Origin of the sequence: Paraburkholderia sp. J8-2, assembly GCF_905220195.1 — a bacterium.
In the GTDB taxonomy this organism is placed as follows: Bacteria; Pseudomonadota; Gammaproteobacteria; order Burkholderiales; family Burkholderiaceae; genus Paraburkholderia.
In genome coordinates this window covers 405,291-432,287 of record NZ_CAJMZA010000001.1, presented here as the reverse complement: position 1 = coordinate 432,287, position 26,997 = coordinate 405,291, and the positions used below count along the sequence as shown (strand labels likewise).

19 protein-coding genes are annotated in these 26,997 nt (G+C 66.3%); 10 read left to right on the top strand and 9 right to left on the bottom strand.

Annotated features, from left to right (window positions below):
- Nucleotides 1–5: 5 nt before the first annotated feature.
- Entirely contained in the window at nucleotides 6–1,619 is a 1,614-nt protein-coding gene (locus tag U5A52_RS01830; RefSeq protein WP_321933616.1) for a benzoate-CoA ligase family protein, read from the bottom strand.
- Between the two features lie 129 nt (nucleotides 1,620–1,748).
- Here U5A52_RS01830 and U5A52_RS01825 point away from each other — a divergent pair, with 129 nt between their 5' ends.
- From U5A52_RS01825 to U5A52_RS01805, 5 genes are all read left to right on the top strand, one after another.
- Nucleotides 1,749–2,705 (top strand): helix-turn-helix transcriptional regulator, encoded by a 957-nt coding sequence (locus U5A52_RS01825; protein ID WP_321933615.1) that lies wholly within the window; start codon nucleotides 1,749–1,751, stop codon nucleotides 2,703–2,705.
- Between the two features lie 127 nt (nucleotides 2,706–2,832).
- The gene (boxC, locus tag U5A52_RS01820; RefSeq protein WP_321933613.1) at nucleotides 2,833–4,509 is read left to right on the top strand and encodes a 2,3-epoxybenzoyl-CoA dihydrolase; all 1,677 of its coding nucleotides are present in this window, start codon (nucleotides 2,833–2,835) and stop codon (nucleotides 4,507–4,509) included.
- Between the two features lie 57 nt (nucleotides 4,510–4,566).
- Nucleotides 4,567–5,994, top strand: a complete 1,428-nt coding sequence (gene boxB, locus U5A52_RS01815; RefSeq protein WP_321909425.1) for a benzoyl-CoA 2,3-epoxidase subunit BoxB — start codon at nucleotides 4,567–4,569, stop codon at nucleotides 5,992–5,994.
- 52 nt (nucleotides 5,995–6,046) lie between these two features.
- Nucleotides 6,047–7,306 (top strand): benzoyl-CoA 2,3-epoxidase subunit BoxA, encoded by a 1,260-nt coding sequence (gene boxA, locus U5A52_RS01810; RefSeq protein ID WP_321933611.1) that lies wholly within the window; start codon nucleotides 6,047–6,049, stop codon nucleotides 7,304–7,306.
- Between the two features lie 141 nt (nucleotides 7,307–7,447).
- The gene (locus tag U5A52_RS01805) at nucleotides 7,448–7,897 is read left to right on the top strand and encodes a PaaI family thioesterase (protein WP_321909422.1); all 450 of its coding nucleotides are present in this window, start codon (nucleotides 7,448–7,450) and stop codon (nucleotides 7,895–7,897) included.
- A 33-nt stretch (nucleotides 7,898–7,930) separates the two neighbouring features.
- On the opposite strand, the gene U5A52_RS01800 is transcribed toward U5A52_RS01805, so the two are convergent.
- Nucleotides 7,931–8,842 (bottom strand): 2-dehydropantoate 2-reductase, encoded by a 912-nt coding sequence (locus U5A52_RS01800; protein ID WP_321909420.1) that lies wholly within the window; start codon nucleotides 8,840–8,842, stop codon nucleotides 7,931–7,933.
- Between the two features lie 45 nt (nucleotides 8,843–8,887).
- On the bottom strand, nucleotides 8,888–9,745 hold the full coding sequence (locus U5A52_RS01795) for an NADPH-dependent oxidoreductase (RefSeq protein WP_321909419.1): 858 nt from the start codon (nucleotides 9,743–9,745) through the stop codon (nucleotides 8,888–8,890).
- A gap of 287 nt (nucleotides 9,746–10,032) precedes the next feature.
- Between U5A52_RS01795 and U5A52_RS01790 the strand changes: the two genes are divergently transcribed.
- Nucleotides 10,033–10,893, top strand: coding sequence for an oxidoreductase (locus U5A52_RS01790; RefSeq protein WP_321909417.1), 861 nt, complete (start codon nucleotides 10,033–10,035; stop codon nucleotides 10,891–10,893).
- 124 nt (nucleotides 10,894–11,017) lie between these two features.
- Here U5A52_RS01790 and U5A52_RS01785 read toward each other — a convergent pair whose 3' ends face one another.
- From U5A52_RS01785 to U5A52_RS01775, 3 genes are all read right to left on the bottom strand, one after another.
- Complete coding sequence (locus tag U5A52_RS01785) at nucleotides 11,018–11,419, bottom strand: DUF3597 domain-containing protein (protein ID WP_321933609.1); 402 nt, start codon at nucleotides 11,417–11,419, stop codon at nucleotides 11,018–11,020.
- A 183-nt stretch (nucleotides 11,420–11,602) separates the two neighbouring features.
- The gene (locus tag U5A52_RS01780; RefSeq protein ID WP_321933607.1) at nucleotides 11,603–12,244 is read right to left on the bottom strand and encodes a hypothetical protein; all 642 of its coding nucleotides are present in this window, start codon (nucleotides 12,242–12,244) and stop codon (nucleotides 11,603–11,605) included.
- A gap of 14 nt (nucleotides 12,245–12,258) precedes the next feature.
- Nucleotides 12,259–13,653: a selenium-binding protein SBP56-related protein gene (locus U5A52_RS01775; protein WP_321933605.1), complete on the bottom strand. Its 1,395-nt coding sequence runs from the start codon at nucleotides 13,651–13,653 to the stop codon at nucleotides 12,259–12,261.
- A gap of 253 nt (nucleotides 13,654–13,906) precedes the next feature.
- On the opposite strand from U5A52_RS01775, the gene U5A52_RS01770 reads away from it, so the two are divergent.
- Nucleotides 13,907–14,242, top strand: coding sequence for a DUF4148 domain-containing protein (locus U5A52_RS01770; RefSeq protein WP_321909410.1), 336 nt, complete (start codon nucleotides 13,907–13,909; stop codon nucleotides 14,240–14,242).
- 122 nt (nucleotides 14,243–14,364) lie between these two features.
- Here the strand turns inward: U5A52_RS01770 and U5A52_RS01765 are convergent, their stop codons facing one another.
- Nucleotides 14,365–14,922 carry a helix-turn-helix domain-containing protein gene (locus tag U5A52_RS01765; protein ID WP_321933603.1) on the bottom strand — a complete coding sequence of 186 codons (558 nt, stop codon included), beginning with the start codon at nucleotides 14,920–14,922 and terminating at the stop codon, nucleotides 14,365–14,367.
- A 110-nt stretch (nucleotides 14,923–15,032) separates the two neighbouring features.
- On the opposite strand from U5A52_RS01765, the gene U5A52_RS01760 reads away from it, so the two are divergent.
- The 3 genes from U5A52_RS01760 (at nucleotide 15,033) to pbpC (ending at nucleotide 24,483) form a co-directional block, all read left to right on the top strand.
- Complete coding sequence (locus U5A52_RS01760; RefSeq protein ID WP_321909406.1) at nucleotides 15,033–15,821, top strand: SDR family oxidoreductase; 789 nt, start codon at nucleotides 15,033–15,035, stop codon at nucleotides 15,819–15,821.
- A gap of 368 nt (nucleotides 15,822–16,189) precedes the next feature.
- Nucleotides 16,190–22,210, top strand: coding sequence for an MG2 domain-containing protein (locus U5A52_RS01755; protein ID WP_321933602.1), 6,021 nt, complete (start codon nucleotides 16,190–16,192; stop codon nucleotides 22,208–22,210).
- Nucleotides 22,211–22,272: 62 nt separating this feature from the next.
- Nucleotides 22,273–24,483, top strand: coding sequence for a penicillin-binding protein 1C (pbpC, locus tag U5A52_RS01750; RefSeq protein ID WP_321934156.1), 2,211 nt, complete (start codon nucleotides 22,273–22,275; stop codon nucleotides 24,481–24,483).
- Nucleotides 24,484–24,498: 15 nt separating this feature from the next.
- Here pbpC and U5A52_RS01745 read toward each other — a convergent pair whose 3' ends face one another.
- Together U5A52_RS01745 and U5A52_RS01740 are read right to left on the bottom strand one after the other, a co-directional pair.
- Nucleotides 24,499–26,019, bottom strand: coding sequence for an efflux transporter outer membrane subunit (locus U5A52_RS01745; RefSeq protein WP_321933601.1), 1,521 nt, complete (start codon nucleotides 26,017–26,019; stop codon nucleotides 24,499–24,501).
- Nucleotides 26,016–26,996 carry an HlyD family secretion protein gene (locus U5A52_RS01740; protein ID WP_321933600.1) on the bottom strand — a complete coding sequence of 327 codons (981 nt, stop codon included), beginning with the start codon at nucleotides 26,994–26,996 and terminating at the stop codon, nucleotides 26,016–26,018. The genes U5A52_RS01745 and U5A52_RS01740 overlap by 4 nt, the downstream gene beginning before the upstream one ends.
- Between the last annotated feature and the right edge of the window lies 1 nt (nucleotide 26,997).

Sequence of the window (26,997 nt, the reverse complement as noted above, 5' to 3'; positions counted from 1 at the left end):
CGCTGTCACGACCGAAACTGCTGGCGCAGCCGGAAACGCTGGATTTTACCGGTCGCCGTTTTCGGCAGATCGTCGACGAACAGAATGTCGCGCGGATACTTGTGCGGCGCAAGCCGCGTCTTGACGAACGCCTTCAACTGCTCGGCCAATGCTTCATGCGAGGTGTCCGCTGCCGCCTGCTTGAGGACGACGAACGCGCAGGTTTTCACGAGCCCGCCCTGATCGACGCCGATCACGGCGGCTTCGAGCACGGCGTCGTGCTGCATGAGCACCATTTCGACTTCGATGGGCGAAACGTACTGGCCGCTCACCTTGAGCATGTCGTCGCTGCGGCCCGCGTAGACATAGGCGCCGCCTGGCAGGCGCCGGTACTTGTCGCCGCTTCTCACCCAGTCGCCGAGAAAGGTCGCGCGCGACTTTTCGCGATTGCACCAGTACATCACGGCCGCGCTCGGCCCGCGGATGAAGAGGTCGCCGATCTCGCCGTCGGGCACGAGCGCGCCGGTCTCGTCGCGCAGTTCGAGTTCGTAGCCGGGCACGGGGCGGCCCGTGGTGCCGTATTCCACGTCGCCTGGCCGGTTCGAGAGGAAGATGTGCAGCATTTCCGTGGAGCCGAGGCCATCGAGAATGTCGCTGCCGAAGTGGTCCCTGAAGCGCTCGCCCAGTTCGCGCGGCAGCGCCTCGCCCGCGGAGGTGCACACGCGCAGCGCGACATCGGCGCGTGCGGGCAGGTTGGGCGAGACCATCATGCTCGCATAGAGCGTGGGCACGCCGTAGAACACCGTGGGCCGATGCTGCACGAGGCGCGCGAATACGGCGATGGCGGTGGGGCGTTCGGCCATCAGGATCGTGGTCGCGCCAACCGACAGGGGAAACGATAGACCGTTGCCGAGTCCATAGGCGAAGAACAGCTTGGCCGCCGAAAACACGATGTCGCTTTCGCGTATGCCGAGAATGGGCTTCGCGTAAGTCTCGACGGTCCAGTAGAGGTTGGCGTGCGTATGCACCGTGCCTTTGGGCTTTCCCGTCGATCCCGAGGAGTAGAGCCAGAACGCGATGTCGTCGCAGCCCGTTTGCGCGGCGCGCGGGGCGGGCTCGGCGCGCGCGATCAGATCGGCGAGGACCGCTAGTGGTTCATCTGAAGCGGGCTGTGGAGCGGGTTGTGAAGCGGGCTGCGAAACAATTAACTGGCAGTCCTCACATTGTGCTTCGGCGAGCGCGGCGCTCACCGCTGGCAGCACCGCGCCCGATGCGATGACCACGCGCGCGCGGCTGTGCGTGAGCATATACACGTAGTCGGCCGGCGTGAGCAGCGTATTGACGACCACCGGGACGATTCCCGCATAGAGCGCGCCGAGAAAGGCAATGGGCAACTCGATGGTGTCGAGCATCACGAGCAGAACACGTTCTTCGGTGTGAACGCCGAGCGCGCGCATGGCGGACGCGAAGCGGCGGGCCTGCGTTTCGAGTTCGCCGTAGCTCAGCGTGAGCGCGTCGTCGATATAAGCGGTCTTCGCGGCGCGTGCCGCATTGAGCGAGAACAGGTGCGTGGCGAAGTTGAATTGCGCGGGCGGCGGCACAGCCGCGGCGTGTTCTGGCGACGCTGCATGGATTTGCACGGTGGTGTCTCCGCTCTGTCTGCCACGATCGGATTTGTCGTCGTTCGACCTTTTCGCGGAAAATTAGCGGTTAGCAAAATGCATGTCAAGCACTATAGTACATAAACGCGGGTTCAGAGATTCCCTAAGATGAAGCAAACTTACATTGCCGAGCTTCCAGCGGAAGCCGCCGACGACGCCGCGCGCGGCGAACGCGCCGAACGCGATCCGTTCCTCACTGCCATGGGTGAGCGCGTGCGCATGCTGCGCGCGCGGCGCGGCATGACGCGCAAGACGCTGGCGGCGGAAACCGGGCTCTCGGAGCGGCATCTGGCGAATCTGGAGTCCGGGGTGGGGAATGCCTCCGTGCTGGTGCTGCGGCAGATCGCGAACACGCTGAACTGCCCGCTCGCCGAGGTCATCGGCGACGTCACGACCTCGTCGGCGGAATGGCTCCTGATCCGCGAGCTGCTGCAGGGGCGCGACCCGGCTGCCTTGCAGCGCGCGCGCGTGGCGCTCGCCGAGATGTTCTCGCAAACCAGCGCCGATCCGCATCGCAACGAACGTATCGCACTCATCGGCCTGCGCGGTGCAGGCAAGTCCACACTGGGGCGCATGCTCGCGCAGGAGCTGAAAGTGCCGTTCGTCGAACTGACGCGGGTGATCGAACAGCTGGCGGGCTGTCCGCCGTCGGAGATCCATTCGCTGTATGGCGCAAGCGCCTATCGCCGCTACGAGCATCGGGCGCTGGAGGCCGTGGTCGCGGAGCACCCGCGCGCCGTGATCGCCTCGCCGGGCGGTCTCGTCTCCGAGCCGGCCACGTTCAATGTGCTGCTCGCGCATTGCTTCACCGTCTGGCTGCAGGCCGCGCCCGAAGAGCACATGCGCCGCGTCGTGGCGCAGGGCGACCTGCGCCCCATGTCGGGCAATTCGGGCAACAGCGAGGCGATGGACGACCTCAAACGCATCCTGGCGGGCCGCAGCGAACTGTATGGCCGCGCCGACATGAGCTTCGACACCAGCGAAAAGACGCTCGCCGACGCCTACCTGCAACTGCGTGACCGGCTCGCCGCCCGCCTGGCCGCCGAGGCGCCGCGCATCGAGTAACTGGCGGCCGCGCACTGCGATGTTGCGGGTTAACCCCTTAACATGCATTAAAATGCATTGATGTGCTTTACATGAGCATTCCATTGCACTATCGTTGATTGAAACGAAGTGCAGAAAGGAGACGCTCATGGCCGCAGTCGAAACCGCCGTCGCCCCGCAACGGGTCGATTACCGCACCGAGCCTTCGCAGTACCGGCACTGGAAGCTGACGTTCGACGGCGCCGTGGCGACGCTCGGCATGGACATCGCCGAGGATGGCGGCATTCGCGACGGCTACAAGCTGAAGCTGAATTCATACGACCTCGGCGTTGATATCGAACTGCACGATGCACTCCAGCGCATCCGCTTCGAGCATCCGGAAGTGCGTACCGTCGTGCTGACCAGCCTGAAAGACCGCGTGTTCTGCTCGGGCGCCAATATCTTCATGCTCGGCCTTTCCACCCATGCGTGGAAGGTCAACTTCTGCAAGTTCACCAACGAAACGCGCAACGGCATGGAAGATTCGTCGCGTCATTCGGGCCTGAAGTTCATTGCGGCCGTGAACGGCGCCTGCGCCGGCGGCGGCTATGAGCTGGCGCTCGCCTGCGACGAGATCATGCTCGTGGACGACCGGTCCTCCTCGGTCGCGCTGCCGGAAGTGCCGCTGCTTGGCGTGCTGCCCGGCACGGGCGGCCTCACGCGTCTGACCGACAAGCGCAAGGTGCGCCACGACCGTGCCGACATCTTCTGCACCGTGGTGGAAGGCATACGCGGCGAACGCGCGAAAGCCTGGCGCCTCGTGGATGAAGTCGTGAAGCCGAACCAGTTCGGCCAGGCCGTGCAGGCGCGCGCGCTCGAACTTGCGGCCGCGAGTGACCGGCCAGCGGGTGCGCAAGGCATTGCGCTTACGCGTATCGAACGTGTGGAGCACGATAGTGGCCTGAGCTACGCAACCGTCGAAATTACGATCGACCGCGCGAAGCGCACCGCGACGTTTACCGCGAAAGCGCCCGTCACAGCACCTGCTTCGGACATCGAATCAATCGTCGAGGCCGGCGCGAAGTGGTGGCCACTGCAGTTCGCGCGTGAACTGGACGACGCGATTCTCTGCATGCGCACGAACGAACTCGACATCGGCACGTGGATCCTCAAGACCGAAGGCGACGCGCGCACCGTGCTCGCCGCCGACGCCGCGCTGCTCGCGCACCGCGACCACTGGTTAGTGCGCGAGACCATCGGCATGTTGCGCCGCACGCTGGCGCGCATCGATGTGTCTTCGCGTTCGCTGTTCGCGTTGATCGAACCTGGCTCGTGTTTCGCCGGCACCTTTGCCGAACTCGCATTCGCCGCCGACCGTACGTACATGGCCGCGCTGCCCGCGAACGAAGACGAAGAACCGGCCATCACGCTCTCGGAAGCGAATTTTGGCCTTTATCCCATGGTCACGCATCAATCGCGTCTCGCGCGGCGTTTCTATGAGGAAACCGAACCGCTCGATGCCGTGCGCGAAAAGATTGGCGAAGCGGTCAAGCCGGTCGAGGCGGAGCGCCTTGGCCTCGTGACGGCCTCGCCCGACGACATCGACTGGCCCGACGAAATCCGTCTCGCGCTGGAAGAGCGCGCGGTCATGTCGCCTGACGCGCTCACGGGTCTCGAAGCGAACCTGCGCTTCAACGGCCCGGAGACGATGGAAACGCGCATCTTCGGGCGGCTCTCCGCGTGGCAGAACTGGATCTTCAACCGGCCCAACGCCGTGGGCGAGAAGGGCGCGCTCAAGGTGTACGGCAAGGGCAGCAAGGCGCAGTTCGACGTCGCCCGCGTCTGAGATCCGTATCCACCGCCGCGTTTGCCGCGTCCGTCGAATTTGCTGGAAGGAACCGCAATGTCTACGATCAATTACAGCGAAAAGATTCCGAACAACGTCAACCTCGCCGACGACCGCGCGCTGCAGCGCGCCCTCGAGCAATGGCAGCCGAACTTCCTCTCGTGGTGGGGCGACATGGGCCCCGACGGTTCGCACGGCTACGACGTCTATCTGCGCACGGCGGTGAGCGTCGACGCGGGTGGCTGGGCGCACTTCGATCATGTGAAGATGCCCGACTATCGCTGGGGCATCTTCCTCACGCCGGGCGAAGCGGATCGCAAGATCCATTTCGGCGCGCACAAGGGCGAGGCCGCGTGGCAGGACGTGCCGGGCGAGCACCGCGCGAATCTGCGCCGCATCATCGTTACGCAAGGCGACACGGAGCCCGCCTCCGTCGAGCAGCAGCGTCATCTCGGCCTCACGGCGCCTTCCATGTACGACCTGCGCAACCTGTTCCAGGTGAACGTGGAAGAAGGCCGGCACCTGTGGGCGATGGTGTATCTGCTGCATCGCTACTTCGGACGCGATGGTCGTGAGGAGGCCGAAGCGTTGCTCGATCGCCGTTCGGGCGACGACGACAACCCGCGCATTCTCGGCGCGTTCAACGAGAAAACGCCTGACTGGCTGGCGTTTTTCATGTTCACGTATTTCACCGACCGCGACGGCAAGTTCCAGCTTTCGGCGCTGTCAGAGTCCGGTTTCGACCCGCTCGCGCGCACGACGAAATTCATGCTGACCGAAGAGGCGCATCACATGTTCGTCGGCGAATCGGGCATCTCGCGTGTCGTGCAACGCACCGCGCAGGTCATGAACGAACTGAAGACCGACGACGTGAAGCGCCTGCGCGCCGCGGGCGTGATCGACCTCGAAACGATTCAGCGCTACCTGAATTTCCACTACTCGGTGACGATCGATCTGTTCGGCGCCGACCACTCGTCGAACGCCGCGACGTTCTACAGCTCGGGCCTGAAGGGCCGCTACGAAGAGACCAAGCGAGACGACGACCACCAGCTCGAAGGCCAGCAATACCGCCTGCTCGACGTGCAGGACGGCAAGCTCGTGGAGCGCGAGGTGCCGATGCTCAATGCGATGAACGAAGTGCTGCGCGACGACTACATCAAGGACTCGATTGCGGGCGTGAACCGCTGGAACAAGGTGCTGGAAAAGGCGGGCATCGACGCCCGGCTCACGGTGCCGCACAAGGCGTTCAACCGCCAGATCGGCACCTTTGCGGGCGTGCGCGTTTCGCCGGACGGCCGCGTGATTGGCGAGGCCGAATGGGCTGCGAACGAAGCGAAATGGCTGCCCACCGCGGAGGACCGCGCCTATGTCGCCTCGCTCATGGGCCGCGTGACCGAGCCCGGCAAGTTCGCCAACTGGATCGCGCCGCCGGCCATGGGCATCAACCGGCAGCCCATCGATTTCGAATACGTGCGCTTTAACTGAGGAGCGCGGCGGCGCGTAGCGACGCATTCGCGCGCCGCGATGGGAGACAATCATGAACGGTCCGCTACCCGTGGAAATTCTCAGGCAACATCTGATCGATCCTGAGATCTGCATACGCTGCAATACGTGCGAGGAAACGTGTCCCATCGACGCGATCACGCACGACGGCACCAACTATGTGGTGAAGGCCGACGTCTGCAACGCCTGCATGGCCTGCGTGCCGCCATGTCCGACCGGCGCGATCGACAACTGGCGCAACGTGCTCAAGGCCGAGGCGTACTCCATTGACGAGCAGTTCACGTGGGACGAACTGCCTGCGCAGAATCCATCGGTCGGTGCGCCGGCCGCAGCACAAGAATCAGGCGATGCGGCAAGCGTTGCACAAGCGGCGCCGAATGCCGCCGATGCGCCCGTCGGCGGCTCCGACATGGTACGCGGCTCGACCGTGCCGCCGTGGTCGGCGGCGCGCCCCTATGTCCAGCTCTACACGCACAAGGCGCCTACGACGGCGACCGTGGTCGGCAACTATCGCCTGACCGACGACGCCACCGAAAGCGACATTCACCACATCGTGCTCGATTTCGGCGCCATGCCGTTCCCGGTGCTGGAAGGCCAGTCTATCGGCATCTTGCCGCCGGGCGCGACCCTGGAAGGCCGGACCCATCATGCGCGCCAGTATTCGATTGCGAGTCCGCGCGACGGCGAGCGTCCTGGTTATAACAACGTCTCGCTCACGGTGAAGCGCGTGACGCGCGATCACAGTGGCAACGCAACCGATGGCGTGTGCTCGAACTATCTCTGCGACCTGAAGAAGGGCGACGTGGTGACCGTGATCGGGCCGTTCGGCAATACCTTCCTGATGCCGAACCATCCGAATTCGCATCTGTTGATGATCTGCACAGGCACCGGCTCCGCGCCCATGCGCGCGATGACCGAATATCGCCGCCGTCGCAGGCTCAAGGGCGCGACTGGCAAGCTCATGCTCTTTTTCGGCGCGCGCACGCAGCAGGAATTGCCGTACTTCGGACCCCTGATGAATCTGCCGAAAGATTTCATCGACACGAATCTCGCCTTTTCACGCACGCCGGGCCAGCCCAGGCGCTATGTGCAGGACGCCATGCGCGAGCGCGCCGTGGATGTTGCGCAGTTGCTCAAGGACGGCAACACGCATGTTTATGTCTGCGGGCTGAAGGGCATGGAGGACGGCGTGCTGCAGGCGCTTCAGGAGATTGCCGAGACGCACGGCATGGGCTGGGAGGCCTTGTGGGACCGTCTCAAACGCGAAGGGCGGCTGCATCTCGAGACGTATTGAAACGTTCGAATGCAATGAATCGAGGCCTGAATCGAAACACGTAAAGAGCCAGCGATAGTTTAAGCACGATCGTTCGAAAAGCGTTACGATGGCGAATCGCAAAGGCGCGCGCACTCGCGCGTCATCGTTGGAGACGCCTGAATGAACCTCGTTGCTGAAATGCCTGCCGGCCTGACCGGCGTCGAACAGTTGCAGCACATGCTGCATGGAAGCCGTGGCCCGGCCATTGGCGAAACGCTTGGCTTCAGGCTGGTCGAAGTCGAAGAGGGCCGCGTAGTGTTCGAAGGCACGCCCGGTCTGCACGTGTACAACCCCATCGGCACGGTGCACGGCGGCTATGCCGCCACGCTGCTCGATTCCGCGTGCGGTTGCGCCGCGCACTCGCGGCTCGGCACGAATCAGGGCTACACCACGCTCGAGTTGAAGGTCGCGTACCACCGGCCCATGACCGCCGATACCGGCCCGGTGCGTGCGGAAGGGCGTGTGCTGAGCATTGGCCGCCGCGCCGCCTTCACAGAGGCCAGCATCACGGATGCGCAGGGCAAGCTCTACGCATCCGCGACTTCCACCTTGCTCGTGTTCGACCGCTAACGCATGACGAGCATGACGACCGGCGCACGGGGGCTAGATCGCCGCGCGCGCCTTGTCCTCGATGAGTCGTACGAGCGTTTGCAGCATACGGTTCGCAGGCGTAGGCACGCCAAGCGCCGCGCCGCGCTTCACGACGTAGCCATTGAGGTGATCGATCTCGCTGAGCTTGCCGCGTGCGAGATCCTGCGCCGTGGACGAGTACTGGCCGGGCATGGTCTGCGCGATGCGCGGCACTGCGCTGTCGATGTCCGGCGGCAGCGTCACGCCGTCGGCCTGAGCAACGGCCACGCATTCGCCGACGATGTCGTGCATCGTCTCGCTCACGCCCGCGCCTTTCACGAGACGCCCATAGGGCAATTGCGTAATCGCCGAGAGCGCGTTGTACGCGCAGTTCACGATTAGCTTCGCCCACAGCGCGCCGCGTACATTGGGCGAGATTTCGGTGGGCACGCCCGCGTCGATGAGCGTGCGCGCGGTGGCGTCGCTCGCGCGTGAAGGTTCGATCACCAGTTCGCCGCGCCCGTGATGGCGCACGTGGCCGGGCCCCGCCATCTCCGTGGCGACATAGACCACCGCGGCCGCCACGTCCTGCGGGATCACGGTGCGCAGGCGCTCCGCGTTATCCGCGCCGTTCTGCAGCGTGAGCACGAGCGTGTCGGCACGCAGATGCGGTTTGATCGCCGCGCCTGCGTTCTCGGTGTCGGTCGACTTTACGCAGAACAGCACGAGGTCGGCGCCCGCCACCGCGGAGGCTTCGGTACTGGCCGTGAGATGCGGCGCGCCGATGCGCTCGTCGAACTGCTGCGCTTCGACGCGTAGCCCGTCGCGCGTCATGGCCTCGACGTGCTGGGGCCGGCCGATCAAGACCACATCGTGTCCCGCGCGCGCGAGCATGCCGCCGAAAAAGCAGCCTACTGCGCCCGCGCCCATGACGGCGACTTTCATTTGCGTTTCTCCTGTGTGGCGTACGGACTACGTCGTCTGTGATGTTCAGCGCAGCTCGAAGCCGAGCGCGTTGAGCGCGTCGCGCAAGCGGTCGCGGCCGTGCAGCGACTCGCGGCTGCGCCAGCGCGCGAGCGAGCGCACGGTCCAGCCCGCCGCGCTCAGTCCCTGGGCGGTCTGGAAGCCGCCCATGACTTCGTCGTACTGCGCAATGGCCGCTGCTTGCGAGGGCGCGTCGTATTGTTCGCGGTGGAGCACGACCTCCTGCGGCAAGCGCGGTTTCACATCCGCGGGGCGCGTTTCGTCGGGATAGCCCACGCACAGGCCGAACACCGGGAGCACGCGCGGCGGCAGGCCCAGTTCCGCTGCCACCTGCTCAGGCTGATTGCGGATGCCGCCGATATACACCGCGCTCATGCCGAGCGATTCGAGCGCGACCACGGCGTTTTGCGCGGCAAGCGCCGCATCGATCATGCCGACGACCAGCGTCTCCATGTAGTGCAGACCTTCGACGCTAGCCCCGCCGCGCGCGCCCGCCGCTTCGAGGCGCGAGAGGTCGGCGAGCCACACGAGAAAGAGCGGTGCTGCGCGAACATGCGACTGGCCGCCCGCAAGCTCGGCGAGGCGCGCCTTGCGCTCGGGGTTCTCGATGGCAACCACGCTCCACGTCTGCAGGTTCGACGAGGTCGAGGCCGATTGTGCCGCTGCGATCAACGTTTCGAGCGTGCCTTCAGGCAGCGGACGGTCCGCGTAATTGCGCACCGAGCGATGCGCGAGCAGCGTGTCGAGCGTAGCGTTCCAGTCCGGCAGCGGCGCGGACCACGGCGTGCCGTAGCGCGCTTCGAGGGCGCGCATGGCATCGGCGATTTCGGCAGTGGGGTGCGCGGGCGTGGTGACGGTGGACATCGGGTTTCTTCTCCGGCAGGTGACGGTTGAATCGGGCGCGCTGTAATGCGCTGTAATCGACAGCTGCGATCGATCGCGGCGCCAAGCGCCGTATGGTACATGGCTCGCGCGATTGGCGCAGGCGTTCACCGGCACGCTCTCAAGCGCTGGGGCGCGCCAGCAGAGTTCGCGCGTGACCGGTATCATCTGGATCTGCGCATGCGCTCGCCCAGGGCGGCGGCCGCCATCTTCTGCTTTCCCCCTGTCTTCGGCAGCCTTGTCTGCCCCTTCTTCCGGGAGGCTATCCCATGTCCGTTGATTCCCAGAATGCAACGCCCGTCTGGTTCGTGACCGGCTGTTCGACCGGCTTTGGCCGCGAGCTTGCGCGTGCCGTGCTCGCGCGCGGCTGGCGCTGCGTGGCGAGCGCGCGCAACAAGGCCTCGCTCGACGATCTCGCGCCCGAGGCCGGCGATCGCCTGCTGCCCGTTTCGCTCGACGTGACCGACGCCGCGCAAATCGACGCCGCCGTCGCGGCCGCGCACAAGCAGTTCGGCGCGGTCGATGTGCTCGTCAACAACGCGGGCTACGGCTACCAGAGTTCGATCGAAGAGGGCGAGGAGCACGCGATCCGCGCGCAATTCGACGCCAACGTGTTTGGCCTGTTCGCACTCACGCGCGCGGTGCTGCCGGGCATGCGCGCGCGCCGCAAGGGACACGTCATCAACATTACGTCGGTGGCGGGGCTCGCGGGCTTTCCGGGTTCCGGATACTACGCGGCCTCAAAGCACGCCGTGGAAGGGTTCTCCGATTCGCTGCTGGCGGAAGCCGGGCCGCTTGGCATCAAGGTGACCTGCGTGGAGCCGGGGCCGTTTCGCACGGACTGGGCAGGCCGCTCCCTCGTGCAGACGCCGAACCGTATCGACGACTATGCCGAAACGGCAGGCGCGCGCATGAAGCGCACGGCGGAAGGCAGCGGGCATCAGCCCGGCGATCCGGTGCGCGCGGCGCAGGCGATGATACGCATCACAGAAGTCGAAAAGCCGCCGCGGCATCTCGTGCTGGGCGCATTCGGCGTGGATGCGGTGGCGAACCGCTTGCGCGCGGCGCTTGCCGATATCGAGGCATGGCGCGACTTGAGCCTTGGCACGGATTTTCCGGCGGGCAGTTGAGGCGCTCGGGGTTCACAACGGCCCGCATGGCAGCGCCGCGATCGCTCAGCGTTCGCAGCAACGACGCCGGTTCATGCGGGCAGGCCCGGCGTGAGTCATCACGCCCGGGCCTGCCGGTATGGCATTAGCCGCCCAGATCCGCCGGCAGCTTGCCGCCATTTGCGGCCAGCGCTGCCATGACTTGCCCATGCAGCCATACGTTCATGCTGGCCGAGTCGTTCATGTCGCCGGTGTACTTGAGTTCCTGCGCCAGTTGCTTGCGATGCTCAAGGCTGCTGTCCACACCCAACGCCTTCATCGTGTCCACGATGGACGTGCGCCAGTTGAGCGTCTGCCCGCTTTCCGCAACGAGTTGATCCATCACCGCCGCAACGTCGACATCGGCCAGCGGCGCGGGCGCCGGTGCTGCTTCCGGAGTGGCGGCCTGAGCCGCCGCCGGATCAGGAGTCGGCTCGGCAGCGGGCGGGGCCGCATCGGGTTTGGCCTTGTGAAACAGCTTGTTGACGATGTCACCGAAGATACTCATTTCTCTCTCCTTTGGTTCAGGGGTTGGCGTGTTGGCAAACAAGGCACCCACGCGAATCGCGCAGCGACCTGCCGGCAAGTATCGCGCAGTTCGCGCAGGCACAGTTTCAGGAAAGGTCAAGGATGTGCGGGCACTGTCCAACCGCAAACAGACGATGCCGCCCCGGGAGTTTGAATCGACGACTCACGCCGTCGCGATCATCAACGTGCCAGTCGCCACGAGCGCTCCGCGCCAGAGCCAGTCGAAATTGATCCAGCCCCGCCGCAACACGCCAAGGCCGAGATACTCGTAGGCAAGCAGCGCGATGGCCGCCGTAGTGGCGAGCGTCGTGACCGTATGCAGTGCGGTGAACGCAAACGAAAGCGCGAGCGGGTTAGCGAGGCCCGCTGTGCCGCCCGCGCCTGCGCACAGCGGCAGCATGGCGGGCATTAGCATGAGTCCCGCGCCGTGCAGCGTGGCCATCAACGCGGACCATGCCGCAAGCCCGGCAAAGCCCACGGTCATCCCCACGCGCACGCGGTGCCGGTGCCCATACGCGTGTTGCCAGGCGGCCCATGCGATGAGTAGCGCACCGAGCCCCCAATGCAGCGCGGCAACCGGCAGGTGCGCGCCCAGCGCTGCCGTGGAACTCGTGAACAGCAGAATGGATGCCGCATGACCGAGCGCGATAGGCGGCAACGCGAACAGCAGCGCCGCGCGGCTTCCGCGCTGCAGACCGAGCGCGGTTGCGAAGAGCCAACCCATCGCCGGGTTCACACCGTGAAAGACGCCGCTGCCCACTACGGCTGCCCAGGCGCCCCAGTGTGTGCCAAAGACTTCCTCCATACGATGCTCCGCGCTTATGGGTAGCAGTACGAATCAGATGAGCAATCGCCGCCTTCGAGCCGCATCTGGTGAGGCCGGTGCGACTTCGGCCATTCGACAAAGAAGCGCTCGTCGAACTCGAGGCCGCCGTCGGGCGCGGCGTCGAGTTTCACCATCCAGCCGTCGATGCCTTCGGGATAGAACTGCCCGTCGATCGCACCATACAACGAGTTGCTGAAATAGACGCGCCGGCCGTCGCGGCTCGCTTCCACCATTTGCGGTCCGCCGTTGAGCTTGCGCCCGGGCGCGAAGGGGTGCGCCGCTTGCGCCGCAATGCCGCCGATGCGGACGCACCCCGTCAGACGCGCATTCTCCGGGTCCGACACATCGTATTGCCGCAAATCCCCCGTTCCCCAGCATGACGCGTAGAGAAAGCGGTCGTCGAGCGAGAGCGCGATATCGGTGACGAGCGGCGGCACCGCCGCAAAGCCCTTGAGCATGGGCGGCAGATGTTCGGGATCGGCCGGCTCGGCCGGAATTTCGATGATCTTGCGTGCGGCCCACTGGTCGCCGTCGAGATACCACTGCCAGATCGAGGCCGAGAGGTCCTTCAGGCTGATCACGGAATTCACGAAGCCGTAGGGTCGCGTGGGGTTGTGCGCGGGGCGCAGCTCGAACACGAGCTGGTTTGCTGCGCCGAAGTCGAGCACCTGCTTGTGCTGGCGCGTGTGCAGATCCCAGAAGTGCAGGCGATGGCCATACTGGCCGCCGAGCAGCACTTCGGGCACGAGGCCGTTCTCGAAGTCCGCAGGCAGGCCCCATTCGCTCGTCACGAGCGTGTCATAACCGAGGTGCCACCAGCCGTCGTAGGCGAGCTGTTGCGGGCCGCGGTCGATCTCCCACTGGCCGAGAATGTCGAAGCTCTCGTGGTCCATCAGAAAGACGCCGCCGGGCGCCTCGCCCTGCGCGTTCGCAAGCGACGTCACATAAATGCCTTCCGGCCCGCAATGCACGGTGTGGGGCCGTGTATAGCCCGCGCGCTGCGCGACGCTCTCGGGTTCGTGCACGCGTGCGATATGGGGGCGACGTGCATCGGGCTTCGTGTCGACAATATGAATGCGCGAGGAGCGTATCCCAGGCACGATGAGATAGCGGCGCTCGGTATGCGCGTGAGGGGCGTTGGGGCACAGACACGAACTGCAGGCATTCCAGCCGAAGTGATGGAGCTCGTCGCCGACATTGGGCATCGGCAGCCGGTGCACGATGCGCCCGAATTCCGGTGAACGCGGGTCCAGATCGACCACATCGAGCGAATCGGGCACGCTGCGCGTGGGGTCGAAACTGGCGACATACGCCAGTGTCTCCGGTGGGGCGTCGCCAGCCATGCGCGCAGACGGGTAGAAGGTCGGGTCCGGTTGCCATGTCGCCATTGCTGCCTCCTCATCGAAGATTCGGAAGAGTCCCTATCATGCATCAGAGTGGAACAGTGCGTTGCACACGTGCTCCATATTCCAAACGAATAGAAGCTTATGCATTTGAGCAATGAGAGTGGATTATCTGCCCTGAGAGAATAGTAAATTCGCGTTTGCGGCATTTATTCGCAAGGCCAACGTTCCTAGACTTGTACTCAACGGATGCAGACAAGCTGCTGCGCCGATTCGACCAAGTTACTGGAGGTGAGTCATGAGAACGCTAATCAAGGCCGTTGCGATCGCTGCTGTGCTTGCAGCGCCGGCCATTTCATTTGCGCAGTCGCAAGGCACCAATGGCCCTGTGACGCGCGCCCAGGTGCGCAGTGAGCTCGTGCAACTCGAAGCGGCGGGTTATCGTCCTTCGACGAACGATCTGAATTACCCCAATGATCTGCAACGCGCCCAGGCGCGCGTGAACGCGCAAAACGGCGCAGCCGTTGCGCAGGCAACCGGTTACGGTCCGGCCACGAGCGGCTCTTCGGAAAGCGGCTCGCGTACCGATGGTGCAGTGAGCAGCTATTCGCCGCCGGTGTATAACGCGCATTGAGTTTGACTGCGGGACGAAGCCGATTCGTGCCGCATAGCGACTATCAGCCCGCAACGGCGCGAACGCGCACGGCGGGCTGATTCACTTCTCGCCTGCCTGCACAACACCGGCAGGGGCCCCTTTCAGTCACGCGGTGCTGCACGCTCGCCAATCCAGGCGCGCGTGGACTTGAGGATCTCGTTCGATAGCGCGGGATCGTCGCACAAGCGCGCAAGCACCACCGCGCCCACCATCGCGGCCCAGCCGCCTATCGCCGCCTGGCGCGCCGCTGCGGCATCCACGCCATTCACGCCCGCGCTCAAGCGCTCAATTTGACGCTCGAGTCCTGCCGCCATGACGGCGCGCGCCTCGGGCGTTTGCCGTGCCGTTTCAGCGGCGAGCGCCGCAGTCGGACAGCCGCCCGCTACGTTGTCGCGATGCTGGGCCGAGAGATAGCGCGACGCATAGCGCGCCAGATCGGTATCGCCGCCTTCGCCCTGTGCGAAGACGTGGGCGAGCGTTTGCGCGATCAATTCGTCCTTCGACTTGAAGTAGCCGTAGAACCCGCCGTGCGTGAGCCCGGCGGCGCTCATCACGTCCGCGACGGTCACCGCATCGTAGCCGTGCTCGCGAAAGAGCCGGCCGGCAGCTTCCAGGATCTGCTGGCGATTGATCTCCACCTGTTCGCGACTGACCCTCATTGTTCTCTCCGCTTTCCTTCGATCGACGCTTGACATTATACATGATGGTCATCATGATTCCGTTTACATGACGTTCATCATGTAAACGGAATCCCCAAGGAGAAGTTTCGATGTCTGCTAAACCTGCTGTCCTGATCACTGGCGCATCCACGGGCATCGGCGCCGTGTACGCCGACCGTTTCGCCAAGCGCGGTCATGACCTCGTGCTGGTGGCGCGCGATCGCGCCCGCATGGAAGACCTCGCGGCGCGCCTGCGCGAGCGCGATGGCGTGAACGTGGAAATCGTTCGCGCCGATCTGGCCTCGCATGCGGACCTTGCACTGCTGGAGGCACGCCTCGCGGAAGACTCACGCATCGGCGTGCTGATCAATAACGCAGGTGCGAGCCTGCCGGGCACGTTCGTCGAGCAGGGCCCGGAAGCAGTGGGCGGCCTCATCGGCCTGAACGTCACGGCGGTTGCACGCCTCGCCTCGGCGGTCGCGCCGCGTTTTGCGCGCGAAGGCAAGGGGGCGATCGTGAACGTCGGTTCGGTCATCGGTCTTGCGCCCGAGTTTCGTTCGAGCGTGTATGGCGCGACGAAGGCATTCGTGCTGTATTTTTCGCAGTCGTTGAATCTGGAACTTGGCGCGAAAGGCGTGTACGTTCAGGCCGTCGTGCCTGGCGCCACCCGCACCGAAATCTGGGAGCGCTCCGGCAAGGACGTGAACGCATTGCCGGCCGTGATGGAAGTGGGCGATCTCGTCGACGCGGCGCTCGTGGGCTATGACCGGCGCGAGACGGTGACGATCCCGCCGCTGCCCGATGCGCAGCAGTGGGACGACTACGAAGCCGCCCGGTCTGCGATGTTCGCAAACTTTGGCCAGTCGAAGCCGGCGGCGCGCTATCGCGAAGCCATGTAGTCCGATGTATTGCGAACGGCCACCGGCCGCTCGCGTTTCACGGCGCGGCTGCGGGGCGCGGTAATCTCCTCGGCGCGCCTTCTCTGCGCATCATCGCCACACATTCGCCCCATCTCCCACCGGCTCGCGTTCGCAAGCCTGGCTAGCGTATTGCACGCGGTCCTCCCTCCGCCGTAGCCCCTTCGAAAATTCAGCGGTTTCCGATATCGCCGGTTGGCAGGTCGCGGCATGCTGCGCGTTCGGCGCGAGCCGCTTGCGCAAGCGCGCGGCCGGCCATTCCTGGCGCGTAAGCGTGCGGCGCCCTGTACCATTCACCGCACGCCGCCCGGCACTGGCCGCGCGTCGTGCGCGCAAACGAGGACCGGTCGATGCAACGAACAACACGAAAAACTGGCGGGTGGTGGACGTTGGCGCTAGCGCTGGTGCTGGGCCTATGCATGGTCTGGGCGTGGCGCGCCTATGCCGCGCGCGTGGTGAGCGTGTCGCCCCAGGGGACTGTGGCACAAGTGCGCCAGGCGGTCGTGAAGTTCGACGAGCCCATGGTGGCGTTCGGCGCGCCCGACGCGAAGGACCCGGCGCGCCTGCAATGCAGCAATGCGGCTGCCAGTGCGGGCCAGGGCCGCTGGATCGACGGCAAGACGTGGGCCTACGATTTCGCCGCCGATCTGCCGCCCGACGTGCAATGCAGCGTCACGCTCGCCGACGGGCTCAAGTCGCAGGCCGGCAACGCCGTGACGGGCGCGCGCCGCTTCACGTTCTCGACGGGCGGTCCGTTTCCGGTGAGCGTGCGGCCCTATGGCGGCGAAATAGAGGAAAACCAGGTATTCGTGCTGAAGCTCAATGGCCCCGCCACACCGGCTTCCGTGCGCGAACACGTATGGTGCGAGTCGGGTGGGCTCGGCAACCGCATTCCGGTGCAGCTTGCCGATACATCAACGCGCGCGGTGCTGCTCAAACATTTCCGGCTCGAGAAGGACAGCGCCAGCGTGCTCACGCTCGCCTGCCAGCAAACGCTGCCCTCGAGCGCGAAGATGCAGCTCGTGTACGGCAAGGGCGTGCTGGGACCGAACGGCACGCCCAACGACGTGGAGCGCCGCTTCGACTTCACGGTGCGCGCGCCCTTCACCGCGAGCATGAGTTGCGAGCGCGAGAATGCGAAGGCGCCATGCACGCCGCTGCGGCCCTTGCGCATCGACCTGAGCGCGCCCATCACGCGCGCCGACGCGCAGAAGTTCCGCCTGCGAGGGCCGAAGGGCGAAATCGCTCCGAGCTTCCGTGCGGACGACAAGGATAACGAAGTCAGCTCGATCTCGTTCGCAGCGCCCTTGCCCGATCACGCAACGCTCACGCTCACCGCGCCCGCGGGCCTCAAGGACGTCAGCGGCCGGGCGCTCGCGAACGCCGACCTGTTCCCGCTGCACACGGCAACCGCGCCGATGCCGCCGCTCGCGAAATTTCCGTCCTCGACTTTCGGCATCATCGAGCGCTATGCGGAGCCTGGCACGCCGCCGCTCGTGCCGGTCACACTGCGCAACGTCGAGGCCGACCTGCACGTGCAGGGGCTCAACGCGGGCGAAGCGAAGTTCGCAAAACTCGCGGTGCAGTCCGACATCGACATGCGCCGCTGGATGCGTCTCGTCGATCAATTCGACAACTTCGGCATGAGCGAAACGTCGATCGACAAGCTGATGCCGGGGTTGCTCGCGCGAGCAAAGTCGCCGGTGGTGATTCCGCGCACGACGGGTGATGGGGACGACGACGCGAAGGAGCGCACTATCGACGTGCGCTCGCTCTCATTGCTCGACGGCCAGCCGGGCGTGCAGACGCTCACGCTGCCCAAGGCCGATCCCAAGGCGCTGCGGCCGTTCGAAGTGGTCGGCATACCCGTGCCGAAGCCAGGCTTCTATGTGATCGAGCTCGCTTCGCCATCGCTAGGGGCATCCTTGCTCGGCAAGCCCGCGCCCATGTACGTGCGCACGACCGTGCTCGTCACCAATCTCGGCGTGCATTTCAAGCAGGGCCGCGAGAACAGCGTGGTGTGGGTCACATCGCTCGACAAGGGCGAGCCGGTAGCGGGCGCGGACGTGCACGTATCGGATTGCAATGGCGAGACGCTCGCCACGGGAAAAACCGATTCTCACGGACTGCTGACGATCGACGGCCCGCTTTCGAACCACCGTGACTGCGGCGAAAACAGTTTCAGCGGGCTATTTGTCTCAGCGCGCATCGACGACCCGAAAACGGGCCCCGATATGGCATTCGTGCAGTCGGACTGGAATCGCGGCATCGAGTCGTGGCGCTTCAATGTGCCGACCGATACGAGCGTGGCGCCCACGGTGCGCGCGCATACCGTGTTCGACCGTACGCTGCTGCGCGCGGGCGAGACGGTGTCGATGAAACACTTCATCCGCGCGCAGACGATGCGTGGCTTCGCGTTCCCGCAGCAGTACCCCACGCGCGTGACGATACGCCATGCGGGCAGCGGGCAGACGTGGCACCTGCCGCTCAAATGGGCCGCCGACCATACGGCCGATTCGACCTTTGCGTTGCCGCCCGAAGCGAAGCTCGGCGAATACGACGTCTCGCTCGACGACGGCGACGCGAACGCGAGCACGGCGGGCGAAGGCAGCGACGAAGCCGACAACAGCGCCGACGCGATACACATGAGCTACGACAGCGGCAGCTTCCGCGTGGAGGCGTTCCGCTTGCCGGTGCTCAAGGGCACGATAGCCGTGCAGAACGAGAAAACATCGCCGCTCGTCGCGGCGACGCAAGCGAGCGTCGCGGTGCAGATCGATTACGTGTCGGGCGGCGCGGCGTCGAATCTTCCCGTGCAGGTTTCGGCGCTCGTGAAGGAGACGACGCCGTCATTCGCCAGCACGTACAGCGATTTCAGTTTCACGCCGTACGTGAGCAAGAGCCAGGCCGACAACACATCCGAGGACGACGAGAGCGGCCCACAGGAGGATAACGAGGTCGCGAAGCTCGTGGCCGACAAGGAGCCGCTCACGCTCGACCGCAACGGTGCGGGTACGCTCGTGCTGAAAAACCTGCCGAGCGTGGAGGGACCGAAGCGCCTGGCGCTAGAAGCGACCTTCGCGGACCCGAACGGCGAGGTGCAGACCATCAGCGGTGCGGCCACGCTCTGGCCAGCGGCCGTAGTGGCGGGCATCAAGTCGGGGCATTGGGTTTCCGTGGGCAATACGGTGCCGGTCACTGCGATCGCGCTCGACTTGCAGGGCAAGCCGCACGCGGGCGTGAAGCTCGAAGTGCGGGGCGTCGCGAAGATCACGACTACGTCGCGCAAGCGCATGGTGGGCGGCTTCTACGCCTACGACAACCACACCGAAACGCGCGACCTCGGCACGCTGTGCAGCGGCACGAGCGACGATCACGGCTTGCTCACATGCAACGCCAAGCTCAAGGAAGCGGGCAACATCCAGCTGGTGGCCACGGCGCGCGACGGCGACGGCCATGCGTCCACGGCAACGACTTCGGTCTGGGTCACGCGCGAGGAAGAACTCTGGTTCGGCAGCGAAAACACGGACCGCATCGACGTGTTGCCCGAAAAGACGAGCTACGAGCCCGGCGAGACCGCGCGCTTCCAGGTGCGCATGCCGTTTCGCTTCGCGACGGCGCTCGTGGCCGTGGAGCGCGAGGGCATCATCGAAACGCACGTGGTGCAGCTCGACGGGCGCGACCCGACCGTCGAGCTGAAGGTGAGCGACACGTGGGGGCCAAACGTCTACGTTTCGGTGCTGGCGCTGCGTGGGCGTATTCACGAAGTGCCGTGGTATTCCTTTTTCACGTGGGGCTGGAAGGCGCCGCTCGAATGGGCGCGAGCGTTCTGGTATGAAGGCCGCCAGTACGAGGCGCCCACGCCGCTCGTCGATCTGTCGAAGCCTGCCTTCCGCTACGGCCTCGCGCAAATCCGCGTGGGCGACGCGGCGCACCGGCTGGCGGTGAACGTGACGCCCGATGCGAAACGCTACGCGGTACGCGCAACGTCGCACGTACAGTTGCGCGTGCAACTACCAGGCGGCCAGCCGGTGCCGGCGGGCACGCAGATCGCCGTGGCGGCCGTGGACGAGGCGTTGCTCGAACTCATGCCGAACCGCAGCTGGGACCTGCTCGACGCCATGCTGCAGCAACGCGCCTACGGCGTGGACACTGCTACGGCGCAGATGGAGATCGTCGGGCGTCGTCACTTCGGGCGCAAGGCGGTGCCGGCGGGCGGCGGCGGCGGCCATGGCGCGACGCGCGAACTCTTCGACACGCTGCTCTACTGGAACCCGCGCGTCACGCTCGACGCGAAGGGGACGGCGCAAGTGGACGTGCCGCTGAACGACTCGATCACGCGTTTTCGCATTGTCGCTGTCGCGGCGAGCGGGGCGGCGCGTTTCGGCACCGGCAGCGCGAGCATCGAGAGCACGCAAGACCTGCAGCTGATTTCGGGCCTGCCGCCGCAAGTGCGCGAAGGCGATACCTTCCGCGCGCAATTCACCCTGCGCAATACGACTGCGCGCGCGATGAAAGTGCGGGTCACGCCGAACGTGCCGCCGCTCGCGCTCGACGCGCAGACTGTGGACCTCGCGCCCAATGCCTCGCGGGAGATTGCGTGGACGGTCGCGGTTCCCGACGATCTCGCCGAGGCGGAGCGGCCCGCGCTCGTGTGGAACGTAAGCGCGGCGGAGCAGGGTGGCGCGCACGCGGCGGACGCGGTGAAGCTCGCGCAGCAGGTGAGCGCGGCGATACCCGTGACGGTGCAGCAGGCCACGCTCGCGCAAGTGGACGGTACGCTCTCGATTCCCGTTGCGCCGCCGGCCAATGCGAGCGTAACGCGCGCAGGCGTGGTGCGAGGCGGCATCGCGGTGTCGCTGCAGCCGAAGCTCGCGGATGGCTTGCCCGGCGTGCGCCGCTGGTTCACGCGCTATCCGTATTCCTGCCTCGAGCAGCAAACGTCGATCGCGATCGGTCTGCGGGACCCCGTGCGCTGGCAGGCGGAACTGGCGCGCATGCCGGTGTATCTGGATCGCGACGGCCTCGCGAACTACTTCCCGCCCGCCGACGGCAGCGCAAGCCACGGCAGCACCGCGCTCACCGCGTATCTGCTCACGGTGAGCGACGAGGCGTCGAAGCTCGACCCGCGCTTCGCGCTTCCCGACGCCTTGCGCAGCAAGATGGTCGAGGGCCTCACGCGCTTCGTGGAAGGCCGCATCGAGCGCAATTCGTGGGCGCCGCGCCGCGACCTCGATCTGCGCAAGCTTGCGGCCATCGATGCGCTCTCGCGCTACGGCGCGGCGAACGCACGCCAGTTCGGCTCGATCGAGATCGCGCCGAACCAGTGGCCTACGTCGGCGGTCATCGACTATGCGGAAAGTCTCGCGCGCATGCGCGACGTGCCGCAGCGCGCGGAAAAACTGGCACAGCTCGATCAGATCCTGCGCTCGCGTCTTACGTGGCAGGGCACGCAGCTTACGTTCTCTACTGCCGCCGAAGACGATCTGTGGTGGCTCATGACGGGCACCGAAGTCAACGCGGCGCGCCTCGCGCTTGCGTTCGTCGATAACCCGGCGTGGAAGGATGAAATGCCGCGGCTCGTGGCGGGCCTGCTCGCGCTGCAACGCAACGGCGCATGGAGCACGACGACCGCGAACGCGTACGGCTCGCTTGCGGTCGAGCGCTTCTCGCGCGTGTTCGAGCGCGATCCGGTAACGGGCGCGACGAAGATCCAGCTCGGCGACACGTCTCGCGTCGTCGCCTGGAACGTGGCGGCGCAAGCGGCATCGAGCGCGAGTGGAGCCACGGCGGCGACGCGCAATGCGCCCGCGCGCAGCACGCTTCTCGCATGGCCAAAGCAGAGCGGGACCCTCACGCTGACACAGGAGGGAAGCGGCAAGCCGTGGGCCACAGTGGAAAGCCTCGCGGCGCTCGCGTTGCGCGCGCCGTTCGCGGCGGGCTATCGCATCACGAAGACCGTCACGCCGGTGAGCGCCGCGGTGAAGGGCGTGTACACGCGCGGCGACATCGTGCGCGTGCGCCTCGACATCGACGCGCAAACCGACATGACGTGGGTCGTCGTGAACGACCCGATTCCCGCAGGTGCGACGATTCTTGGCTCCGGGCTCGGGCGCGATTCGGCCGTGGCGACGCAGGGCGAGAAGCAGGACGAGAACGGTCCGTGGCCCGCATTCATCGAGCGCGGCTTCGACGGCTATCGTGCCTATTACGAGTTTCTGCCGAAGGGCAAGGTCTCGGTGGAGTACACGGTGCGGCTCAACAACGCCGGCACGTTCGGGCTGCCGCCCACGCGCGTGGAGGCGCTTTATGCGCCGGCTACGTTCGGCGTCGCGCCGAATGCGCCGGTGGTCGTGAAGGCAGCGCAATGAGCCGCCTGGTCGCGCAACGGCATCGCTGCACGAGGGCACTTGGCGTTGCCACGCTATGCCTCATGTTGCTGCCGTTGCCCGCATTTGCATTGCCGACGTTCGATGACGTGCGCGGCCAGTGGCAAAGCTCCGACTGGGTGCTGCTCGCGCGCGACGGCACGCCGCTGCAGCGCACGCGCGTGGAACACACCGTGAGGCGCGGCGACTGGGTGGCGCTCGCCGACGTTTCGCCGGCGCTGCGCGAAGCGATCGTCGTTTCGGAGGACAAACGATTCTACGAGCATAGCGGCGTGGACTGGCGCGGTGCGGCGGCCGCCGCGTGGGCGAACCTGTGGAATACGCGCACGCGCGGGGCCTCCACGGTCACGATGCAGCTTACCGGCCTGCTCGACGACGACCCGAAGCACTCGGGTCAGCGCTCGCTCGCGCAAAAGGCCGTGCAGGCGGTGGACGCGTTGCGGCTCGAGCACAGCTGGCGCAAGGACCAGATTCTCGAAGCGTATTTGAACCTCGTGCCGTTTCGCGGCGAGTCGGTGGGGCTTTCCGCGCTTTCGCAAACGCTGTTCGGCAAGGCGCCATCGGGCCTCGACGAGCGCGAATCGGCCGTCGCCGCCGCGCTGATCCGCGCACCGAATGCGCCTTATATGAAGGTCGCCACGCGTGCGTGCCGCATTCTGCGCGACATGCGCGCCGCGAACGTCGATAGCAGCTGCCCCAATCTCGATGCCTTTGTGCAGATGGCTTTCGCGCGCCCGTCCATCGCCGCCGACGATCCTTCGCTCGACGGCCGCAGCGAAACCTCGCCGCAGCTTGCGCCGCACTTCGCGCGCCAGATCGCGAACGCCGTGCACCCCGCGCCCGGCATGCGCGTGCGCTCGACGCTCGACGCGAGCCTGCAACGCTACGCGCGCGACACGCTCACGCGCACGCTCATCGAACTCAACGCGCGAGCGCATCCGCGCAACGTTCAGGACGGCGCGGTGGTCGTGCTCGACAACGCAACGGGCGAAGTGCTCGCCTGGGTCGGTTCATCGGGAGGCCTGTCGAAAGCGCGCGAGGTCGACGCGGCGCTTGCGCTGCGCCAGGCGGGCTCGACGCTCAAGCCTTTTCTCTACGCCGAAGCCATCGACGAGCGCCGCGTGACGACCGCATCGCTGCTCGACGACGCGCCGCTCGATCTTGCCGCGGGCGGCGGCCTCTACATGCCGCAGAACTACGACAAGGGTTTCAAGGGCTGGGTGAGCGTGCGTACCGCGCTCGGTTCTTCGCTGAACGTGCCGGCTGTGCGCACGCTCGTGATGGTCACGCCGCACCGCTTCGCGAAAACGCTCACGGCGCTCGGCCTGCCGCTCACGCAAGCGGGCGACTACTACGGCTTCAGCCTCGCGCTGGGCAGCGCGGACGTGAGCCTCGTCACGCTCACGAATGCGTATCGCGCGCTGGCCAATGGCGGCGTCGTGAGCCCGATCGCCGAATTGCCCGTGCCTGCGAAGGCGGTGCCGAATAACGCGTCAAAGCGCGTATTCAGCCGCGAGTCCGCGTTCATCGTCACCGACGTCCTCGCGGACAACAACGCGCGCACGCGTACCTTCGATTTCGACAGCCCGCTCGATACGCGCATGTTTTCCGCAGTCAAGACGGGCACGAGCAAGGACATGCGCGACAACTGGACCGTGGGCTTCACGTCGCGCTATACGGTGGGCGTGTGGGTCGGCAACGCGGACGGCTCGCCCATGTGGGACGTTTCCGGCGTGACCGGCGCGGCGCCGGTGTGGGCCGCCATCGTCGGCTATCTGCATCGGCGCGTGCCGAGCGTCGCGCCGGCCGCGCCGCCTGGCGTCGAACGCGTGCGCGTGCAGTTCGCCGACGCCGTGGAGCCCGCGCGCAACGAGTGGTTCATCGCAGGCACGTCGACTCCGCTGGTGGGCCTCGCCTCGAACGCCGCCGATCTCGCGCGCGGCCCGGCGCAGATCGGCAGTCCTGTTGACGGTACGATCTTCGCGCTCGATCCCGATATTCCCGCGCAGCGTCAGCGCGTTTGGTTCGAGCGTGCGACGGGCTCGACCGCGCGTGTGAACTGGCGCCTCGACGGCAAGGTGTTGGGCGGCGCCGCGCGTGTGGCGTGGCTGCCGTGGCCCGGCAAGCACACGCTCGAACTCGTCGATGCGCGAGGGCAGGTGATCGACACCGTGCGCTTCGAGGTGCGCGGCGCGCTTGCCAAGCCGCAGAAGTTGATGCGCGCCGACGCCGCGCAAGGCGGCGTGGCGCGCTGAGGGGGGCCGGCGTCTTTAGTTCGCCGGCGCTGGCGACGTTGCACCGGCTGCTGCCGGCGCGCTTTGAGCGCCTTGCTGCTGCAGCGTTTGCTGATTGCCTTCCCAGCCGCCGCCCAACGCGAGGAACAACCGTACCTGGTCGAGCGCAACCTGGCCTTCGGCGGCCGCGACCTGCGCATGCACGCTGGTCAGCGTGCGCGTGGCGTCCAGATCGGAGAGGAACGGTTCGCGGCCCGCCGCATAGAGGCGATGCGTTTCGTCCGCCGACTGCTGCGCGGACGTGTAGGCCGTGCGCAGCGCATCGGCGCGCTGGTCGTCGGCGGCGTAGGTGGCGAGGCTCGACTGCGTTTCGCGCAGCGCGTTGAGCACCACGCCGTCGAAGTGCGCGAGCGCGCCGCCCGTGGCCGCTTCCGCCGCATGCACGCGGTCGCGCTGGCCGTTGACCGGGAAGGTCCAGCTGATCAGGGGTCCGAATGACCACGCGTTGGTCGCGGGGGTGAACAGATCGCTCGTCAGGCCGATCGTGCCCACGCCCGCACCGAACGTGATGTCGGGGTACATCTGCGCGATCGCCACGCCAATGCGCGCGGTGGACGCCGCAAGCTGGCGCTCGGCCTCGCGCACGTCGGGCCGGCGCTTGAGGAGCGTGGCGCCGTCGCCCACGGGAATCGGCTGCTTGAGTTTGGGCAGGCGCTTGCACGCAAGCGCGGCGGGCGGCAGGTCCTTGGGTGCGCGCGCGAGCAGCATGGCGAGCTGGTACTGGGCCACGCGGCGGCGTCCCTCGAAGCGCGGGATATCGGCGGCGATCGTGTTGGCCTGGGTCTGCCCGCGCGTCACGTCGGGCTGGTTGCCGCGGCCCGCGTCGCGCAGGCGCTTCGTGAGCGCCACGCGCTCTTTCTGCAGCTTGAGCGATTCCTGCGCGATCTCCAGTTCCTCGGCTGCCGAGCACGATTCTACGTAAGCCTGCGCTACGCTCGCGACCACGGTAATGCGCGCGAGATCGGCGGCGGCTTCCACGGCTGCGTCGTCGGCGCGCGCGGCTTCCACGCCGCGCCTGAGCTTGCCGAACAGATCGAATTCGTACGACACGTTGAGGCCGAGGTCGCCCAGCGTCGCAACGGGCACCTTTTCGAACAGGAGGAACTGCTCGCCCGACACCTGCGCGCGCTCGACGGCAGCATGCGCGTTGCCCGAGAAACCGCCTTGCGCGTTGGCGATATCGACCGCCGCGCGCGAGCGCGCGAGGTTCGCCGCCGCCACGCGCAGGTCCGTGTTCGACTTCAGCGCTTCCTGCACGAGCTCGTTGAGCGTGGGGTCGTCGTAAAGCTGCCACCAGTTGGCGGGCACGCCCAGTTGCGAAACGGGCGCATGGTCCGCGCCTTCGATCGGCCCTTGCGCGAACGGCGCATTGACCATGGCTTCCTGCGGCACGTGGTAGTTGGGACCGAGCGTGATGCACGCGCCGAGCGCGAGCGTGAGCGGCGCAAGCGCGAGGTTGGACCAGGAGCGGCGGCGCCAGAGACTGCGGCGTGTCATTGCGAAGCTCCGGCGGCGTGCGAAGCGGCAGGCGCGCTCGCAGCCGTAGCGGGCTGCGAGGCGACGGCGCCGCTCGCGTTATTCGCGCCTGCGGCCTGGCGGTCGTTGCCCGCCTCCGTGCGCACGGCCACCGTTGCCGTGCGGCCCGCGATCATGCGGAAATCGGCGGGCACTTCGTCGAGCGCCACGCGCACCGGAATGCGCTGCGCGAGACGCACCCAGCTGAACGCCGGATTCACGTTGGGCAGCAGGTTCGGGGCCGCCTGGCGGTCGCGGTCCTCGATCGCCGCGACGATGCTTTGCACATGACCGCGCAGCGGGCGCGACTCGCCCATCACCGTGATCTCCACGGGCTGGCCGATCTGAATGCCGTGCAGGCGCGTTTCCTCGAAGTAGCCATCCACGCGGAACGAATGCATGTCCACCACGGCGACCACGGCGCGGCCCGCGGTGACGTACTCGCCAACCCGCGGCGCGCGGTCGTTCAAGTAGCCGTCCACGGGGCTCACGATGGTCGTGCGCTGCAGATTGAGCTTGGCGGTATCGACCTGGACCTGGGCGTCGGCCGCCGCGGCTTCGCCCTGATCGACGCGCGTGCGGCTTTCTTCGAGCGTTTCCGCTGCCACGAGATTGCCGAGCGCGATGTTGCGCGCGTATTCGCGCTTTGCCTGGGCGAGTGTGGCCTTGCGCTGCTCGAGCGTGGCCTGTGCCAGGCGCAGCGCGAGTGCGTAGCGCGCCTGGTCGATCACGAACAGCACCTGGCCTTGCTTGACCTGCTGGTTGTCGACGACGTCGACGCCGGTGATGAGGCCGCCTACGTCCGGCGCGACCTGGATCACGTCAGCGCGCACGCGGCCGTCGCGCGTCCACGGCGAGAACATGTAGTAGTTGACGATGCGCCACAGCACGAGGGCGGCGACCACGACGACGATGAGCGTCAGCAGGATCTGTCCTGCGGAGAACCAGGTTTTTTTCACG

What these genes read in the sequence shown, in the direction of transcription:
- U5A52_RS01825 (WP_321933615.1), top strand. Translation starts at nt 1,749, where the DNA reads ATGAAGCAAACTTACATTGCCGAGCTTCCAGCGGAAGCCGCCGACGAC.
- boxC (WP_321933613.1), top strand. Translation starts at nt 2,833, where the DNA reads ATGGCCGCAGTCGAAACCGCCGTCGCCCCGCAACGGGTCGATTACCGC.
- boxB (WP_321909425.1), top strand. Translation starts at nt 4,567, where the DNA reads ATGTCTACGATCAATTACAGCGAAAAGATTCCGAACAACGTCAACCTC.
- boxA (WP_321933611.1), top strand. Translation starts at nt 6,047, where the DNA reads ATGAACGGTCCGCTACCCGTGGAAATTCTCAGGCAACATCTGATCGAT.
- U5A52_RS01805 (WP_321909422.1), top strand. Translation starts at nt 7,448, where the DNA reads ATGAACCTCGTTGCTGAAATGCCTGCCGGCCTGACCGGCGTCGAACAG.
- U5A52_RS01800 (WP_321909420.1), bottom strand. Translation starts at nt 8,842, where the DNA reads ATGAAAGTCGCCGTCATGGGCGCGGGCGCAGTAGGCTGCTTTTTCGGC.
- U5A52_RS01795 (WP_321909419.1), bottom strand. Translation starts at nt 9,745, where the DNA reads ATGTCCACCGTCACCACGCCCGCGCACCCCACTGCCGAAATCGCCGAT.
- U5A52_RS01790 (WP_321909417.1), top strand. Translation starts at nt 10,033, where the DNA reads ATGTCCGTTGATTCCCAGAATGCAACGCCCGTCTGGTTCGTGACCGGC.
- U5A52_RS01785 (WP_321933609.1), bottom strand. Translation starts at nt 11,419, where the DNA reads ATGAGTATCTTCGGTGACATCGTCAACAAGCTGTTTCACAAGGCCAAA.
- U5A52_RS01780 (WP_321933607.1), bottom strand. Translation starts at nt 12,244, where the DNA reads ATGGAGGAAGTCTTTGGCACACACTGGGGCGCCTGGGCAGCCGTAGTG.
- U5A52_RS01775 (WP_321933605.1), bottom strand. Translation starts at nt 13,653, where the DNA reads ATGGCGACATGGCAACCGGACCCGACCTTCTACCCGTCTGCGCGCATG.
- U5A52_RS01770 (WP_321909410.1), top strand. Translation starts at nt 13,907, where the DNA reads ATGAGAACGCTAATCAAGGCCGTTGCGATCGCTGCTGTGCTTGCAGCG.
- U5A52_RS01765 (WP_321933603.1), bottom strand. Translation starts at nt 14,922, where the DNA reads ATGAGGGTCAGTCGCGAACAGGTGGAGATCAATCGCCAGCAGATCCTG.
- U5A52_RS01760 (WP_321909406.1), top strand. Translation starts at nt 15,033, where the DNA reads ATGTCTGCTAAACCTGCTGTCCTGATCACTGGCGCATCCACGGGCATC.
- U5A52_RS01755 (WP_321933602.1), top strand. Translation starts at nt 16,190, where the DNA reads ATGCAACGAACAACACGAAAAACTGGCGGGTGGTGGACGTTGGCGCTA.
- pbpC (WP_321934156.1), top strand. Translation starts at nt 22,273, where the DNA reads ATGTTGCTGCCGTTGCCCGCATTTGCATTGCCGACGTTCGATGACGTG.
- U5A52_RS01745 (WP_321933601.1), bottom strand. Translation starts at nt 26,019, where the DNA reads ATGACACGCCGCAGTCTCTGGCGCCGCCGCTCCTGGTCCAACCTCGCG.